This window comes from Enterococcus sp. DIV1206 (assembly GCF_051712485.1).
GTDB lineage: Bacteria > Bacillota > Bacilli > Lactobacillales > Enterococcaceae > Enterococcus > Enterococcus faecalis.
The window spans coordinates 1-16,882 of the sequence record NZ_JBIOOZ010000003.1 but is presented as its reverse complement, the minus strand read 5'-3'; the positions used below and the strand labels follow the sequence as shown (position 1 = coordinate 16,882).

The 16,882-nt window shown below is 31.5% G+C and carries 19 protein-coding genes and 3 pseudogenes; 17 read left to right on the top strand and 5 right to left on the bottom strand.

Annotated features, from left to right (window positions below; translation table 11 throughout):
• The first annotated feature begins 26 nt into the window (after positions 1 to 26).
• The 6 genes and pseudogenes from IGK86_RS14745 to IGK86_RS14720 all read left to right on the top strand — a co-directional run bounded on the left by IGK86_RS14745 (position 27) and on the right by IGK86_RS14720 (position 5,168).
• Positions 27 to 929: a phage tail tip lysozyme gene (locus IGK86_RS14745; protein ID WP_438742743.1), complete on the top strand. Its 903-nt coding sequence runs from the start codon at positions 27 to 29 to the stop codon at positions 927 to 929.
• A 681-nt stretch (positions 930 to 1,610) separates the two neighbouring features.
• Positions 1,611 to 3,422 (top strand): group II intron reverse transcriptase/maturase, encoded by a 1,812-nt coding sequence (gene ltrA / locus IGK86_RS14740; RefSeq protein ID WP_057086701.1) that lies wholly within the window; start codon positions 1,611 to 1,613, stop codon positions 3,420 to 3,422.
• A gap of 127 nt (positions 3,423 to 3,549) precedes the next feature.
• Positions 3,550 to 3,693: pseudogene (locus IGK86_RS14735) on the top strand (phage tail tip lysozyme); the annotation flags it as partial.
• Positions 3,690 to 4,235, top strand: a complete 546-nt coding sequence (locus IGK86_RS14730; protein WP_174114319.1) for an EF0163 family protein — start codon at positions 3,690 to 3,692, stop codon at positions 4,233 to 4,235. The pseudogene IGK86_RS14735 and the gene IGK86_RS14730, both read left to right, overlap by 4 nt.
• Before the next feature lie 93 nt (positions 4,236 to 4,328).
• Positions 4,329 to 4,400: pseudogene (locus tag IGK86_RS14725) on the top strand (putative holin-like toxin); the annotation flags it as partial.
• A 294-nt stretch (positions 4,401 to 4,694) separates the two neighbouring features.
• On the top strand, positions 4,695 to 5,168 hold the full coding sequence (locus IGK86_RS14720; RefSeq protein ID WP_438742741.1) for a thioredoxin fold domain-containing protein: 474 nt from the start codon (positions 4,695 to 4,697) through the stop codon (positions 5,166 to 5,168).
• Between the two features lie 139 nt (positions 5,169 to 5,307).
• Here IGK86_RS14720 and tnpB read toward each other — a convergent pair whose 3' ends face one another.
• Positions 5,308 to 6,450: an IS200/IS605 family element RNA-guided endonuclease TnpB gene (gene tnpB / locus IGK86_RS14715; protein WP_438742739.1), complete on the bottom strand. Its 1,143-nt coding sequence runs from the start codon at positions 6,448 to 6,450 to the stop codon at positions 5,308 to 5,310.
• A gap of 16 nt (positions 6,451 to 6,466) precedes the next feature.
• Positions 6,467 to 6,871 (bottom strand): IS200/IS605-like element ISEfa4 family transposase, encoded by a 405-nt coding sequence (tnpA, locus tag IGK86_RS14710; RefSeq protein WP_438742737.1) that lies wholly within the window; start codon positions 6,869 to 6,871, stop codon positions 6,467 to 6,469.
• A 330-nt stretch (positions 6,872 to 7,201) separates the two neighbouring features.
• Between tnpA and IGK86_RS14705 the strand changes: the two genes are divergently transcribed.
• Together IGK86_RS14705 and IGK86_RS14700 are read left to right on the top strand one after the other, a co-directional pair.
• Positions 7,202 to 7,591: a hypothetical protein gene (locus IGK86_RS14705; RefSeq protein WP_174114322.1), complete on the top strand. Its 390-nt coding sequence runs from the start codon at positions 7,202 to 7,204 to the stop codon at positions 7,589 to 7,591.
• A gap of 17 nt (positions 7,592 to 7,608) precedes the next feature.
• Positions 7,609 to 7,800, top strand: a complete 192-nt coding sequence (locus IGK86_RS14700; protein WP_438742735.1) for a hypothetical protein — start codon at positions 7,609 to 7,611, stop codon at positions 7,798 to 7,800.
• A 390-nt stretch (positions 7,801 to 8,190) separates the two neighbouring features.
• Here IGK86_RS14700 and IGK86_RS14695 read toward each other — a convergent pair whose 3' ends face one another.
• The 3 genes from IGK86_RS14695 to IGK86_RS14685 form a co-directional block, all read right to left on the bottom strand.
• Positions 8,191 to 8,691, bottom strand: coding sequence for a J domain-containing protein (locus tag IGK86_RS14695; RefSeq protein ID WP_438742733.1), 501 nt, complete (start codon positions 8,689 to 8,691; stop codon positions 8,191 to 8,193).
• Between the two features lie 187 nt (positions 8,692 to 8,878).
• Positions 8,879 to 9,241, bottom strand: a complete 363-nt coding sequence (locus tag IGK86_RS14690; protein ID WP_438742731.1) for a DUF5388 domain-containing protein — start codon at positions 9,239 to 9,241, stop codon at positions 8,879 to 8,881.
• Between the two features lies 1 nt (position 9,242).
• On the bottom strand, positions 9,243 to 10,076 hold the full coding sequence (locus IGK86_RS14685; protein ID WP_438742729.1) for a ParA family protein: 834 nt from the start codon (positions 10,074 to 10,076) through the stop codon (positions 9,243 to 9,245).
• A gap of 1,837 nt (positions 10,077 to 11,913) precedes the next feature.
• Between IGK86_RS14685 and IGK86_RS14680 the strand changes: the two genes are divergently transcribed.
• The 9 genes and pseudogenes from IGK86_RS14680 to IGK86_RS14640 all read left to right on the top strand — a co-directional run.
• Positions 11,914 to 12,081 (top strand): hypothetical protein, encoded by a 168-nt coding sequence (locus IGK86_RS14680; protein ID WP_425136968.1) that lies wholly within the window; start codon positions 11,914 to 11,916, stop codon positions 12,079 to 12,081.
• 109 nt (positions 12,082 to 12,190) lie between these two features.
• A complete protein-coding gene (locus IGK86_RS14675; protein WP_325817476.1) occupies positions 12,191 to 12,295 on the top strand; it encodes a type I toxin-antitoxin system Fst family toxin in 105 nt (34 codons plus the stop codon).
• Between the two features lie 1,425 nt (positions 12,296 to 13,720).
• On the top strand, positions 13,721 to 13,972 hold the full coding sequence (locus IGK86_RS14670) for a hypothetical protein (RefSeq protein ID WP_425136964.1): 252 nt from the start codon (positions 13,721 to 13,723) through the stop codon (positions 13,970 to 13,972).
• Positions 13,973 to 14,015: 43 nt separating this feature from the next.
• Positions 14,016 to 14,360: a hypothetical protein gene (locus IGK86_RS14665; protein ID WP_174114248.1), complete on the top strand. Its 345-nt coding sequence runs from the start codon at positions 14,016 to 14,018 to the stop codon at positions 14,358 to 14,360.
• Positions 14,360 to 14,794, top strand: coding sequence for a DUF961 family protein (locus IGK86_RS14660; protein WP_174114249.1), 435 nt, complete (start codon positions 14,360 to 14,362; stop codon positions 14,792 to 14,794). The genes IGK86_RS14665 and IGK86_RS14660 overlap by 1 nt, the downstream gene beginning before the upstream one ends.
• A 17-nt stretch (positions 14,795 to 14,811) precedes the next feature.
• Positions 14,812 to 15,069, top strand: a complete 258-nt coding sequence (locus IGK86_RS14655) for a hypothetical protein (RefSeq protein WP_438742725.1) — start codon at positions 14,812 to 14,814, stop codon at positions 15,067 to 15,069.
• Positions 15,070 to 15,073: 4 nt separating this feature from the next.
• Complete coding sequence (locus IGK86_RS14650) at positions 15,074 to 15,565, top strand: hypothetical protein (RefSeq protein WP_438742723.1); 492 nt, start codon at positions 15,074 to 15,076, stop codon at positions 15,563 to 15,565.
• Positions 15,566 to 15,575: 10 nt separating this feature from the next.
• Positions 15,576 to 16,019: a hypothetical protein gene (locus IGK86_RS14645; RefSeq protein ID WP_207491247.1), complete on the top strand. Its 444-nt coding sequence runs from the start codon at positions 15,576 to 15,578 to the stop codon at positions 16,017 to 16,019.
• Between the two features lie 158 nt (positions 16,020 to 16,177).
• Positions 16,178 to 16,882: pseudogene (locus IGK86_RS14640) on the top strand (FtsK/SpoIIIE domain-containing protein); the annotation flags it as partial.

Below are 16,882 nucleotides of genomic sequence, written 5' to 3'. Positions count from 1 at the left end.
TTTTTTTATTTTTAAGGAGGATTTTTTTGAAAAAATATTTGATAAGTTTGTTATTGCCTGTAATCCTTTTTTTTCTTCCGTTATTGTTGGTGTTAGGATTTTTTACTGCAAATGTTAGTGAATCAGGTTTTACTCCACAAAATGAACAAGAACGAGTTGCTCAGCAAGTTGTCAGTTATGTTACAACGCATGGTGGAACAATTGAGTTTGCTTCCGCGTGGATAGGTAATATGGAACATGAGAGTGGTCTAATACCTTCTCGTATTCAATCAGATAGGTTATATGATGAAACATTGGCTATGAATCCTAGTATTGGTGGTTATGCAATGGGATTAGGTCAATGGGATATGGGTAGACGTGTTAATTTGCTTACTTTAGCAAAAGAAGGGAAAAAAGATTGGAAAACTGTAGGTTTTCAGATGGATTTTGCATGGAACCATGATGGAGCAGATAGCACATTATTAAAAAATATGTCTAAACATAATGATGTAGAAAAATTAGCAGTCGATATTTTGAAATTATGGGAACGTGCAGGTACAAAAGATGATCCTGTTGAGCAAATAAAAAGAAAAACGAGTGCAATGAATTGGTACAAACGTTTAACAAGTGGTAGCACAGCTAATGTTGGCGGTGGAAAAATAGATGTTTTAGAAAGTGTATTGGGTCAAAGAATAAATAATGGACAATGTTATGGCTTAACAGCATATTATGTAGAAAAAATGGGTGGACCGCAGTTGATGAACTCGGGAAATTGGTATGCTAGTCAAATTGGAGAAGATTATGATTGGAAAAGTTATCATTGGACAGTTATTCGTAACCCAAAATATGAAGATGTAAAAGCAGGAGATGTTATCAATTGGGCGCCAGGTGGAGCAGCCACTAGTGAATATGGACATACTGGTACGACACGTTTCCCTATAAATGTATAAACATGAAATGGGAGAATTTATCCTTCTGGATAAATGATAACTAATAGTTCGATAGTTGGAATGAAAGCCGTCATGTTGGCTGAAACAACTAGTCTGATACTCCTACATGCGTGAAATTTTAACAGAAATTCCAGGTATGAAGTTAGGTGAAGTCGGCTGAACAATGCCTAAGTGAAATGTACAGTTCATAAGGCAGAGGATAGGTCGGGACGCTATAAACTATCTATGGTGAGAATGTTTCCAGCGAGAAACTGACGAACTTGCGAATGTACGGATCTATAGTCCGACGTTTATCGAAAGAAAACGGCTTACGTTATGTAAGGAATATTACCGAAGAGTAAGAGTCTGTGTTATGAAATTCGGGATAGTTAACAATGAAACTATAAATATTCAGGTCCACAGTAAGCACCTAAGGGTAGATATGCAAAGCTAGAACTATTGGAACGTGGAAAGCGAGAAACACTTATGCCAAACGACTGTTATCGGAGTGTTGAATATAAGATTTTACAAATCGAAATTTCTTAATTCTCGTGAGAGTAGGGGCACAGTACTGATGAAGCGTGTAATGAACGTGGAGGGATAGCCCCAAGACTTGTTCTTTGAAAAATGAATACTGCTAAATGAAACTCACAGGGTCTGGTAAGAGGATGGGACTATTTAGAATAGGAGAAGTAACCATCGGTGAGTACTGAATTAAGATATTATGAGTATTACAATATGCAAGAAACTTTTGATTGGTTATATCAAAGAAGTTTAGAGAATCGAACAAAGGGAATCAATTTGTTCGATATTATTATATCAGAACGAAATATATTGTTAGCCTACAGAATAATTAAATCAAACACGGGCTCAAAAACAGCTGGTGTAGATAATCAAACAATCTCAGATTATAAAATGAAGAATAAGGCTCAGTTTATTCGAGAAATTCGAGAGAGTTTAGTTGATTACAAGCCAGAAATGGTTAGAAGGGTTGAAATTCCCAAACCCAATGGAAAAACAAGGCCTTTAGGAATACCCACAATGAGAGATAGGTTGATTCAACAAATGTTTAAACAAGTGCTTGAACCTATTTGTGAAGCACAATTTTACAAACACTCTTATGGATTTCGACAAAACCGCTCGACAGAACATGCAATTGCTAGGTGTAACTTTGTTGCCTACGCTTGTAAATGTCATTATGTGGTTGATGTAGATATAGAAGGATTCTTTGACAATGTTAGTCATTCAAAAATGATTAAACAACTGTATACCATTGGTGTAAAGGACAGACGTGTACTGGCGATTATCTCTAAAATGCTAAAAGCTCCCATTAAAGGAATTGGCTCTCTAGATAAAGGAACACCACAAGGTGCGATTTTATCTCCCTTATTATCTAATGTAGTATTAAATGATTTAGATTGGTGGATTGCTAATCAATGGGAAACGTTTCAAAGCAGATACCCTTATAAAGATAATGCGTATATGTATAGTGCTCTAAAGAAAACCAAATTAAAAGAAATGCATATCGTTAGATATGCGGACGACTTCAAGATTTTTACAAATACTCCAAAATCAGCAATCAAAATATTTCATGCTGTTAAAGGATATTTGAGAAATCAACTTTCACTAGATATTTCAAAAGAAAAATCAAAAATAACGAATTTGAGGAAACGATACTCAGAATTTCTAGGCTTTGAGATAAAAGTTGAAAAGCAAAGAAAAGGGAAATATGTTTCTATCTCCAGAGTATCTAGAAAAGCCAAAAAGAAAATAAAGAAAGACGTCCGTCAAAGAGTAAAACGAATTCAACGTTATCCGACATTTGAAAATATCAAAAACTACAATTTATTTGTCAAAGGAATTCAAAATTATTATCAAAAAGCAACTAGAGTAAATCTAGACTTTTCAGATATATATTACTCTTGTTTGCCAGCCCTATTCAATCGTTTAAAATTTATTGGGAAATATGAAATACCTAGAAGTCCACCTTTGGTGTACAAGAAAATTTACAGTTTGAACCATCGAACTTTTCGAGTAAATGGAGAGTACCTTTATCCAATTGAATGTATTAAATGGGATAAAGCATGGCCATTTAGATCAACAGTAAATAATTACACCGAACAAGGAAGACTAGAGCGTATCAAAATGTTAAAACCAAAAATAGGCTCAGAATTGATAAAAATGGGTCAAAAGTATTCAGAAAATCAATCTATTGAATTTCTGGATAATAAACTCTCTCGTTACTCTATGCAAAATGGTAAGTGTGCTGTTACAGGAGAATTTCTAACCTCTGAGATAGCACACGGACACCATATAGTACCTAAGAAGCAAGGAGGAACTGATGATTATCAAAATATAGTCATAGTTCACGAGTGGATTCATAAATTAATCCATGCCAAAACAAAGCAAACGATTGAAGAATATTTCAATGTGCTTCAGTTAAATGAAAAGCAATTGAAGAAACTCAACAAATATCGAAAAGAATGTAATTTAGCAGAAATTCATTTGAAGTAAAGAAGAAGTTGGAACGCCGTATGCGGTGAAAGTTGCATGTACGGTGTGGAGCAGGGGAAAAGCCGGAGAGCGAACTATTATCATTAGCTAAGGTAATAGACAATCAAAGGCTTACCTATTGCTATGGGTTGTTGCTAGCGTAGATGGTAATGGGAAATTTACTACTTATGAGCAAAATGGTATTCAAGGTGAAATTGTAGCAAAATATGTGCGTCAATGGGGAAAAGATTTTCCAATTACGACGAGTTTAGTGAGAAAGGACGTAAAATGATGAAAAAAATAGCTGTTGGCATAAGTTTTATTTTAGTAATGTTGCTTGTGTTTTTTTTACCAGTAGGAAAAGAAAAAGTTGAAGAAAAACAAGAAAAAATTGAAACAGCAACTAGTGAAACGATTATTTTGTCGTCAGAGAGCGATTCTAGTATGTATTCAGAAGAAAAGACTAATGAATCTACTGAAGAGGTTATTGAAACGAGTTCTAGTGAAGAAAAAATGAGTGTAACAAATAAAGAATTGTTAGAGTCATTTGGAGAAGCTTATGCGAATTATAGCAGTATTAATGATCGCAATGAAAAATTAAAAAAATTAATGACTGCTGAATGTATTAAAAAGAATGGAATTGATGTAAAAACAGCAGTTCAATTATCTAGTGAAGGAAATGTAGAAACGATTTATCAATCAGAAGATAATAAATATGCGATAGTTTTGACATGTAAGCAATCTGATAGAGTTATACGGGTGTTGTTGTTAGTAAGTGTGAAGGACGGAAAAATTTCAGAAATGACCTATAATACTATTAAACAAGAGTATTGAAATGTTCGGGTTTTAAGTTAGTTCATTGAATGCCTGATGATTGAAATGTTCGTTTTTTCAGAACACTGCTTGTGAGCGGTGTTCTTTTTTTTTGCTTTTGGTATGTTTACCATTGCATTGATTGGTTTGGTTGTGAAATTGCTAAATAATGACAAAAAAAAGTAACCAGTCATTAACTTTAGCAGGTTAACTGGTTACAATTTGTAATTAAATCTTGCTACCGTCTTAAACGGTTCTACACGAGGGCGTGTTAGTAGCACGTCCTTTTTACATACTTATAATAACATACTTTGGGTATGTGCGTAAACTTTTTTATACGTTTAAAATAAAGAAAAGTGTTGTATACCAATTGTGACAAAAATGTAAGTTTTTTTGTTTTATAAGTAATTGACGTAAGTATACCTTTGTTATATTATTTTAATATAGAAAGCGCTTTCTTTGTTTATGGAGGTGGTTTTTTTGAGGTTTATAAAAGTAATTATTTTAAGTTTTTGTGGTCTTTTATTATTAAGTAGTTGTGGTAGGGTTATTTTTGATTCTAAAAGTAAATTACAAGAAGCACAGGAGCAAAAAATTATAAAGTACGAGCAGGAAGTAGCAAATTTTAGAAAAGTTTCTAGTCAGGAATTATTTGATGTTACAGGAAATGAAGAAAAATTTATTTATTTTGGAAAAAAAGAGTGTAAATATTGTCGTAGATTTGTTCCTAAATTGAAAAATGTATTTGAGCAAAAAAAGATAATGGTAAATTATTTAGACACAGGGGTTTTATCTGAAGAAGTAAAAAAAGAACTTCTTAATAAATATCAAATACAAGAAGTACCAACGCTTGTTTATGTTGATAAAAAGCAAAATTTTAATTATTACGATGAAAATGAAATTCGTTTAGACGATTGGGTAGATCAGCAAGTGAACTACTCACCACTTAGCTAAACCTAACGGTTTTTAACGCTTGAAGTGGGAGCTTCTTGGGAATAGAGCATACTTGATAGCTTATTTTTTCACTAACAGCGGTGTCTCTTGTTTACCAAGCTATCCCCGTAGTTCCTACGGTTTTTGGATGTATTGTAACCTAAGCTAATGCTTGCATTCGTAGACCTTCGGTCAGAATATTCACACTAGCGTTGATGTCTCGATCGTGATGAGCATGACAAACAGGACAAGTCCATTCTCGAATTTTGAGAGGTTTCTTGCCGTCTTTATGTCCGCATTCTGAACAAATCTGACTAGACGGAAACCATTTATCAATCTTGATAATCTCACGTCCGTACCACTCAGCTTTGTATTGTAATTTAGTTACAATACTTGACCAAGAAACATCAGAAATGCTCTTTGCTAATTTATGATTACGCAACATACCTTTTGTGTTTAAGTCTTCTATACAGATAATATCGTGATTTTTGATTATTTCTGTACTCAACTTATTCAGAAAATCAGTACGTTGATTCATTACTTTTTCATGTAATTTAGCAACTTTTCGTTTTTGTTTTTGATAGTTCTTTGCTTCAAAAAGATTGACGCCTTTCTTTTTAGCTAGAAGAGCACGCCTTGACAACTTGCGTTGTTCACGTTTGAGTTTCTTTTCCATTTTGGAAGTGAATCGATTATTATCAATCTTTTGACCGTCAGAAAGAATCGCAAAGTCAGCAATGCCCAAATCAATACCAATCGCAGAGTTGGTTTTAGGTAATTCACTAACTTTTTCTTTGCATAACAAAGAAACATAGTATTTTCCGCTAGAATGACGTGATATTGTAGCAGATTTGATAATCCCTTTAGGTTGTCTATGGAGCTTAATTCTAACTAATGACTTCAATTTAGGGACTTTGATAAATTTACTATCCAACAAAGCTATTGTTCCATTTTGATTGTTGGTGGTATAACTTTGGACAGGATTTCTTTTACTTTTGAATCGAGGAAATCCAACGGATTTATCTCGAAAGAAATTCTTGTATGCTTTATCTAAATTAAGTTGGGCATTGGCTAAAGCAAGGCTATCAACTTCTTTCAAAAACGGAAATTCTTTCTTGTATTTAGCGGGTGTCGGAAAAGTCATTTTTTTAGAAGAATCATTTTTAACTTCTTCATATGCCTTTTTTCGGTCATCAAGCATTAGATTGTAGACCTTACGAACACAACCAAAAGATTTGGCAAAGAATATTTCTTGTTCCTCTGTTGGATAGATTCTGAATTTGTATGCTTTTAGTCGTTCCATAAGGTTCACCTACTTTCTATTTATGATTGTTTCCTTGATTTTGGATATACTTCTTAATCACATCAATTGGTGCGCCACCAGTTGTCAGAAGACAAAAACTTTTAGACCAGAACATTTCTTTCCAAAGAAATTGTTTGACTCTTGGAAAGTCACGTTTTATCAATCTTGAGCTGGCACTTTTATAGGCATTGATGAATTTTGTCAGTTCTGTTTTGGGTTGAGCTTTGAACATGATATGAACATGGTCTGTATCGTGATTCCACTCAACTAAAGTAATGTGATACGATTCCGAAATTCTTTCAAAAGTCGCTTTAGCATAATCTGATATTTCATCATCAATCACTTGTCTACGATATTTCGTTACTAAAACAAGGTGGTAATAAAGAAGAAATACTGAATGATTATTTGTGTCTAATTCCATTGTTATATCAACTCGTTTCTCATATAGACTGATTATAACATAAGATAAACTAAAAAGGCAATATGCCTTAACTGTCGGTCTTCGAGTTACCAACGGTAACCCTCATACCGAACGGCATTCATCACCCACCTATAGAGGATGGGCGACTTCTGCCTAATTATGTTAAAAAGTTAGAGCTGTGGTTAGAGCCTAACTTAAACAGTAATCCAAAGGATTCTGGTGGAGAAAATACTAGTCCACAGCGCCTAACTCAATTATATAAAATAACAGCTAAATAAAAAAGAATGGCTGATTAATTGAGTAATCTAAATATACAAGGAGGAAATAAAAATGAAGCGATTGGTTATATTTTTGTTAAGTGTGGTAACTGTAGGTTTATTTGTTTATCCTAGTGTAGTGTTTGCAGAAGTGGTTAACGATGAAGAAATTACGGATCCAGATATTTCATTAGATGATGTTGATTTTTTAAGAAATGATTCTATGAATGCAATTATTCAACCTAGAGGCATTGGAGGGTGTCTTTCAGATGAACGTTTAGGAAGAGTTCCTCCTGGTTATTGTCGTAGTGGTAGAATTACAGTTCGTATTAATTCTGCGCAACGGAAATGTTTAGTTAATTTATTTGGTGCAGGAATTACTGCTTCTATATCAGGAAATGTTGCTAGATTAGTTGGAGGTGTAGCAATAAGTTATTGGAAAAATTGTAGATATTTAGTTTGATGGAGGAGGTTATTTTTATGAAAAGAAAGGGAGTTTTAAAAAAAAATACTATTTACTTTTATATCTTCTTTGTTGCTATGGCAGTTATTCAAACTATAGTTAGTGATGGATTTAATTTAATAGAAATATGTAAATTAATTGGGTTGTCAATAGTAGTATTTGGGGGTATTGCTTTAGTAGAACAGTTATATTATAAGTTAAAAAAATAGTTAGTATTTAAAAGTGTAAGTTTAGTAGAATTAAGTAGTTATTGTGTACGAATATTTTAGTACTTTTAATGATAAAATAACCGTTCATTAACTTTGGTTAGTTAAAGAGTTTCTACATGAGGGCGTGTTTATAGCACGTCCTTTTATATATCTATAAAAGCGTTAAGAAAAAATTTGCACGGAAAAAATATTTAAATTAAAATAGTTGGTATTCAAGTATTCAAGTATTCAAGTATTCAAAAGTGGAAAGTCTAAATTTTGATTTAGGAATAAAAAATTTTTGTTAGGTTGTTAAAAAGCTATATATGATAAAAGATAAATTATCATATATAGCTTTTTATAAAGTCTTAATTCTAATAATAAGTAATAGAAACAGCAAGAAAAATTGTATTAGGATACCAGTTTTTCGTAAGCAGTTACTATCTCTTTGAATTTGGTGTTTGCTTCTGGATCTGAATTTTTGTCAGGGTGATATTTTTTGACTAGAGTTCTGTATTGTTTTTTAATCTCTTCTTTGCTATCACCTTGTTTTACACCTAAAATTTTTCGATATGTTTCTAAATTGTCATAAGTGTAATTACTTGAATAAGAGTAATTTTGGTATGATTGTTGTTGTCTATTTTGGGTAGTTTTTTGTTGGTTGTTTTGTTTCTTTTTATCATAAGTGCTGTCTGAATAAGAGTAATTGTTTTTGTTATTTTGTTTTTGATAGTGTTGACGTTGTCCACCAAAAAATCCGTTTGAATAAGTGTTATTTTGTTTTTGTTGTTTAGTTTTAGTTGTTTTTTGAAAACCCAAAATTATGAATATTAAGATGTATGAAATGCAGGTTCCAATCCATTTGAGTATGATCCAGAATAGTTGAATTGGAAGCAATGCAAATTCTAACAATGGTAAAAGGATATTCCATGCAATTTTACATAAGTAAACAATAACTGAAATAATGAAGCCAATCATAACTAATGTTAGAAAGCTATTTAATAGAAATTCAGAAAAATTATTAATAGTACTCACTTCCTAAATTATGTGTTTTTTCTATTCATTTGGACAAGTGCAAATGTGTATTTGTGCAAATGGGCTATCTATTTTTTTTATCTCTATTTTCGTATGTTTTCATGTACATGTTAAACATAGTACGTTGTTCTTGTGAAATTGAATTTTCTAATCGGTTAAGTAGAGCACTAATTAAATCGTCTTGGGTTTCATAGTTTAATGTATTTTGTAAAGAATTAATTCTGTTGACGTTATGTTTTTGTAAACGTATTGTACTGTAGATTTTGTTTTTTCTTGGACGACCTACTGTTTTTTTTGTAGTTTCAGAAATTTGATTTTCTTTTTGAAAGTTTTCAATGTCGAATGTTGTTACTGGCTCGGATAGCTTTGTTTTAGGAATGTCTTTTGTGGTTTTTCTGTTAGGATCTCGTGTAAATTTTTTAACCATGTTAATCCTCCTTTACTCTATTTAGAACTTCGTCAGCAATTTTAGAGTATTCATTGTGAACTTTTGTATCGTGAAAATCCCAAGTTTTTGTAAAGTCTTTATCAGAAATTCCTTCTCTATCGTATCTTTTTAATCGTTCCATATGTCTAACTATATTTGAAAATACAGTTTGCTTTCCAAAGGTTTCTATGGAATCTTTAATGATTTGGTTATCAACACCAGAGTCGTTTTTCATTAGTACAGGCAATACACCAGCAATTCCAAAATCGACGTTTGTGTATTTATTGTAGAAGGTTTGAGCATAGTTCCAAAAAGCTTCTCCACCGTCTAAGGAACGCTGTTGTGTTTGTAATACAATAACAAGGTAATTGGCTGTGTAGAGTGCTGTGTTTGTAAAAACTGAAATAGTTGGTGGACAATCTAAAATAATGTAATCATAATCGTCTTCTATTTGTTCAAGTAGTTTTCCAAAATGAGCAATTCGATTTTCGAGATAGTTATTTTCTGTAGGGGGATATTTAAGTTCTAAAAAATCTGGATAGTTAACAAAATCAATATGTGAAGGCAATAAAAATAAGTTAGGCATATATTCGTTTATTGCAGAAGATAAGTTTTCTTCTTGGATAGCTACCATCATTGTTTTTTTTATGTTTAATGATATTCCGTGTTGTTTAGTGTAAGTTCTATCTAATAGTTGAGTAGAGTTTGCTTGTGGATCTAGGTCGCATAGTAATGTTTTATGTCCTTTTTTAGCTAGTTCGTAAGCAATCATAACCGAATTAGTAGTTTTACCTACACCACCTTTGAAATTACCAAATACAATTTTTTTTACCATAGTAGGCACCTCACTTTAAATATTTTTTTACTACATTTATATTTTACCATAAATAATTTCTTACTACAATAATTTTATTTAAAATTTACTATTTGTATATTGTACTATTTGTATATTGTACTATTTGTATATTGTACTATTTGTATACAAATAGTAACATGATATGTCAGGCACACTTCTTGATAAATAAGGTTTTACTATTTGTATATTGTACTATTTGTATATTGTACTATTTGTATATTGTACTATTTGTATATTGTACTATTTGTATATTGTACTATTTGTATATGGAAATAAAAAAGGGGTTTTTTTTATTTAAGGAATAGTTTACGATTGTAAATGAGAAAACTGCATAAAAAAAAACTACCCACGAACGCCAATTCGTGAATAGCAAAATAGATACATTATACATTTCCAAGTTGTTCTATTGCTATTATTATACCACAAAAAGAGGTGTAATGGTAGTTTTTTAAAACAAGAGAGGACAAACTCTTGCTAGTCTTTACTAGGAATAAAGGGACAGGTCATATGCCAGCCGATTCTATAAAATGGCGTTGCGGACATAAGCAAAGGTTACTCTCGTGACTTTGTGTCTTAAGGGTGGTGACTACCAGTAAAGGTCAGGGTGGCAAACAGGTTCCCGAAAGGAACGGTAATTGTCATTCAATGCTACGATTGGGCTGTTTGGTCGTAGGGAATGACAATGTGTGAACACACCAACTCACGAGAGATGTTACTAGTGGCTCCATGGCGTCGTGCTATACGTTAAACTTAGCAACAGGTTGTACTCTAAATGACGATTGAAAGTTTTATTTTTTTATCGTCAGAATAGGGTACAACTATGCCCAACACCATAACGCCAGAACTACCGTTAACATTTCGGGGGTTGGATATGCAACAGTTTTTACGTTTTTTTATTAAATTTTCATATGATTTTTGATAAAATGAAGAAAAGACTATAACATGGTGAGTGAGTATGAAACGAAAATTATATGATTTATTTTATAAAGAAATTGATGTACTTAGAGAAAAGCATTGTCGAGCATATTATGTAGAGTGTGATTGTGGACATTTAGCAATACGTAAAAACAAGACTACTAAGGATGTTTTTAGATGTAGTCTGTGTAAGAGGGAATATAGGCAAAAAAAGGTGTCAAGAATTGTAGAACAAATTTTTTAGGTGAAAAGTAATGCGGAAAGAATATGATCATTGGAAAATTGAAATTACTCGATGGAATAAAGGAAATATAGTAACGTATATTTCTTGTGATTGTGGAGAGTTGGCAGCGCTTATTCGTTGGAAACGAACGGAATATGAATGTAAAAGTTGTGGTAGACAGTATAAACGTGTATTTGGTGGACAGTATATAGAAACAAAAAGAAGAGGTGACGAGTAGTGGAGGAGAAAGGAAGTACTACTTATCATACATATGAATTTTTAAAGAAAAGAAAACATGATCCTAAATGGAGAGAAGAGTATTTACAAAGAAAAGAAGAACATACTATAGCGTTTATGTATAAAATTTTTTGGTTTTTGGTAGGCTTGAATATTGTTATTTGGACATATGGTTTCTATAAACATTTTTAGTTAAAATAACAAAAAATAAATATAAACGTTGAGTAATTTCACAATGTTTTTAGTAGGTAAATGTTTGTGAAATCAAAGGGTTTTGAACTATACCAATTTCAATTCACAAAGTTTGTATGAAAAGTCTTTGGTAATAGGGAAGGTTGGTTTAATAGGGATTATGTTAACTAGATGATTAAATAACAGAAAGGAATATCTTTATGGTAAATATTATGGGTGGCTAATAAAAAATGAAAGGAAGGATAAATTATGATTTTAGTACTAACTTTAGATAATGGTACTCGTATTATTCGATCTTGTGATGAAATGCGTGTAATAAAAGATGATGTTGAGCAATCAGTAAAGGATGTGAAAGAGGAAAAATCTGAAATATTGGATAATGGAATGGAAGATATGAAAGATTTAAATGAGGAATAGTAGTCTTTAAGTGTGTTTGTATTGGTTGAAAATTTTTGTTTTTTATGGTGTAAATGTGGAAAATGAAGTACAATGATTAAGGCAACTTGCCCCGTTAGGGGGGATTGTAATGCTGATTCAAATTATAACATTGTTTATCGCACCAGTTTTATCTGGTATAGCTATAGAGCTATTTTCTTATTGGTTAGAAAAGAAGGACAAAGACGATAAATAAACGCAAGTTGCTTTCTAACTTGAGTACTAGCTGTCGCAACTAGTACAAAAAAAACACCTCCCTTTCGTCGCGGTTAGGGAGGTGTTTTTCGTTGTAATGCTTTCAAATTATAACATTTCGCACTTTTAGTATAGCATAAAAGTAAAAAAGGTCAATATTTTTGATTTTTTAATAATGTAATAGTCGCAACAAGCAAAAAAAACGCCCAACCTATTCCAGTAGGTTGGGCGTTCGTGTTGTAATGCTATTCGAAATCATCACATTTCGCACTTTCAGTATAGCATAAAAGTAAAAAAGGTAAATATTTTTGATTTTTAAATATTAATATTGATTGATATTTATTCTTGTGATAATATTAATTTATGAAGTAGTATGAAAATAGGAACCCGTGCTTTATGCATTAAAACAAGTGATTTTTTAATTAGTAATGACTAGTTCACCTGTATGGGCTTTTGTTCATGGAGTATCTCTTTTTTGAGTTGCGCATGATAAAAGTTTGTTTAGGTGAATTTTTTTTTGTTAAATAGAATAAAAAAGTTCTATGCAAATTTGCATATTTTATGGTGAATATTGACAGTAATTTTTAATGATGTTATAGTTTATTCAAACAAAAAACGGGAACGTATGTTCGTTTTTTGTTTATAAAAATTTTAAAAAAAAAGTTGCTATTTTTTTCGAAACATGGTAGGCTTTTTTATGAGTTGAGGGAAACCCTCGTTTATCAATGGTTCGATGAAAATAAAAAAAGGGAGCAACCTTCTAACATCACAGGCTGGTAACCTGTTCGAGCGTTAGTCGGTTGACACTAAAACGACGCTTTAGTGTGCTACTCCCCAAAGTTATAGCCGAAGCTACAACGTGTATAGTATAACAAAATTAGCTTAAAATAGATAGAGTAAACTCTTGTATTTTTAGCTATTTGTTTACGTTTTTTAAGAATTCTGTTGAATTTTTAAAAGTTTGTTGTAGTGTAGACTATAACAATTTGGGAGTTATCACATAAAACGTGATAACTCCCTTTTTTGTTTTCTCGAATCAAGAAAATAAAAAAGGGAATCCTCAGCTCCTTGATCCTTGAAAACTGGATAGAATTTTTAGAGGACTTACTCGTTTGAGGTTAGAATCTAAAAATTCAACCCAAAAAGGTTGCTTCATAATACATTCGGAATGTGTATTATTATAGAGCATTTGAAGTGAAATTTCAAGATTTCTCTTACTTTTTGTGCGGTGATTGCGCCTGTGTGACGGTGCTTGAATCGGTCAGAGATGGCCGTTGATGATACTAGATGGAAGTATGAATTTACAAGTATTGGAACATGAGAAATACTCGGTGGAGCGTACAGAAAGTATGCAATGAAGCACTCATGATTTCGTTTGTTATGCGATGAGATGAGCGTGCAAACATAAGAGAATAATGGTGAAAAAATGTTAGCTGATTTATTAAAATTTGTAGATGATTTTGTTCAACGATTGAAACGTCAAAAACGAGCTTTTCGGTTACTTGATATTGAACGTGCTTATAGAATTGAGCAAAAAAGCAAAGGAAATCAAGGGATTGAATGGTCTAATATGTTACGTTTGAAAATTGTTAGTCGATTGTTAAAAGTAAAAGAAATACACCGGACTTATCGAACAAGAGCTGATGGGTTAATTTATTTATATTTTTATTTTGAATGATGAATAGTTAATAAAATTTTGAAGAAGAAATGAGGTTATTAATTTGGGTTTAAGTTATGTTTTAGTAAAGCCTGATGAATTAGGAAAATTATATTTTGGAACACATGTAGAAAGTATTGGTGAAACACGTAGACGTGGTCGTAGATCAGTAACAGTTGCAACTCATGAGGTTTATGAATTAATTACTGAAAAAGGTTCTTTAACAGTAAAAGTTCCTGTTAATGGTGCGCTTCGTGGTGATTTTTATCAAAAAGAAGTACGTTTGATTAATCCTAAAATTGTTAATCGCCCAGTACTTTATTTTAATCAAACAAGTGAAAGAGAAGAAGCACGAAATCGTTTATTTTTAGAAGCTGAAAGAATTGAATTAGTTGGAGGTAAAGCGTAATGAAAGAAAAACCAATTACATTTGATGAAAATAAAATTCCTGTTTTGTTTAATCAATCTGTAGGAAAAGTGACCTTTATTGCGGTGCGTGAAAATAAATATGAGCGTGATAGTGAAGGAAATTTAACAGATGTTGTTCGTTCTAAAAGTATTGAAGTTTCTAGTGAAATTCAACGTGAAACATTTAATGTTGATTTACCAGCAGATTTTGATCTATCACCATTTAAATTTGGTGATGTTGTTGAAATTGAAGGTGTAGATGTAGTAGAACCTTGGTCGCAATTACCTGCGGGGGAACGTTCTGTTAATAGTGTTTATACTGGTTTTTCTGCTGTTGCGACAGGTATTCGTAAAGTTACGTTGAATAATTCTCAATCTACACAAAATGAACCTCAAAAATCATTTGAAAAAGGAGAGAAAGGAAAGGACAAATAAGCCTTTCCTTTTAAACTATGGGTGTACGACCTGATATTCAAGCATTTACTCGTTTTGAGCTAGATTTTAAAGAGATTTTTGGAGAACGTGAAAAAAGTTCTGATAGATTGTATGAGATTTATTGGGAAAAAGCATTATCTTCAGATGAATCTAGTTTTTGTTATGAGAATAGATATGGCGAGATTGCTCGTTTTAATTTTTTTATTAATGAAAAAGAGAGTGATTATTGCCATGAATTCGTACAATTTTTAGATTATGAGGGAGTAGAGGTGTAGTGTAATGTATGAAGAACAAACGCAAGAAGCAAAACAAATTTTTTCAGAAGTTATGTTAAAAAGCCTACAAAAAGCGAAAGATGTTTATTTAGAAAAAAATTGTTTAAATGAAAAATTTGTTTTTATTGATTTGCATGTGTTACGTGATGAAGAAGTTGCATTAGGTTTTGACGATTTAATAAAAGAAGTTAATGTATTGAGTAAGTCATTAGAAGCAGATATTAAAGAATTTGTTCATGTATCTTATGACTATGGTTATTTTGTACCAAAATTTGAACGATTTATTGATTTAGAAAAGGTTCGTACTAATTTAAAAGAAGAATTGGTTTTGCAATTAAGTAATACAGTTCCTTATGGTTATGTATCGATTCAGTATTGGTATTCAAAAGTGCAACGTGTGCAATCCATTTCAGAGCTAGGAAAGTATGTTGATGATAATCTTGAAGCATTTGTTATAAAATATGCGGAAGATTGGGAATCACAAACAGAAATGTAGGTAAAAAAAGATGGAAAAAATAAATGATTGGATCACTTCGTTTCGATTAAGGAAAATAGTAAGGTTAAGAAATTTATATAAAGAATTAGAAGAATTGTGTTCAGAAGAATTCGATTTGTTGTATATAAATAATAAAACAAAACTTACTAAAAGAAAGTTCTTGCGTGGAGTGTCTTTATTTTTTATGCTGTTATTTTTCTTTTTAATGATAGCAGTTTATTTTTACGGCATGTCTGTTTTATTAAAAAATGAAATACATGCGACATTAAGTGCTAAAGATATAGAAATTTATAATGTGGTAATAAATGTATGGATTTCTGTATTGTTTATGTTTTGTGGTTTGAGTTTTGTATTGCTATGTTCTGTTATAAGAGATATAAGAAAAATTGAAACAGAAGTGTTAGCAATGGAATTAGTGTACAAAAGAAGAAGTTATTTTATTGAAGAGATTTGAGAATGGAGTGAGTTTTACATTGTTTCAAGTATAAAGGGATAAGAATAAGAAAATTTCATTATTCAGTAGTTAAATTTTATTTTTTTATGGCGTATCTTCCATTTTTGATAGGGATAGGCTTTTTTTGTTATTTAAAGGTATATCCAGTCATTCAACCAATGACAGAAAGAAATGTGTATGATTGGTCTGTATTAATGCCATATATTTTGTTAGTTGTAGGAGTATTAAGTATATCGGCTCTCTTGATAGGTTTGTTTTTTCGATTTAGCCGAACACATCATGGTTTTATGTTATGGATTAATCAAAGGCAAACTTTAGGTCGTATGATTATTGATAATCGATACTATTTAACGAAAAAGCATACTACAACTAGTAATGGTAAAACAACAATACAAGATAAAATAACCTATTTTCCAAAAATTTATTATCAACGAAAAGCTGGCTATATTTATGTTCGTTTTCCTTTAGATTTACGAAATTTTCAACAGCAATTTTTAAAGAAAGGGAAAGAATTAGAGCAGGCTTTTAAAATGGATTTGATGGAAGAAGTAAGAGAAAATGGGTTTATTTGTTTTAAATTTTTACATGATGTGAAGGTTAATCGTATTAATATTACAGAAATGCAAGTAGTAGGTACGAAAATTCAATTAATGAAAAATCTTTGGTGGGATTATAAATCTTCACCACATGCTTTAATTGTAGGTGGAACTGGTGGAGGAAAAACATTTTTCCTTTTTTGTTTGATTTATGCTTTTCTTAAAGCAGGTGCGCATGTAGAAATTTGTGATCCTAAAAAGTCAGATTTGAAACAGTTGAATAAAGTAACTGTTTTTAAAAATCATGTTTATTGGGATAGGGGTATT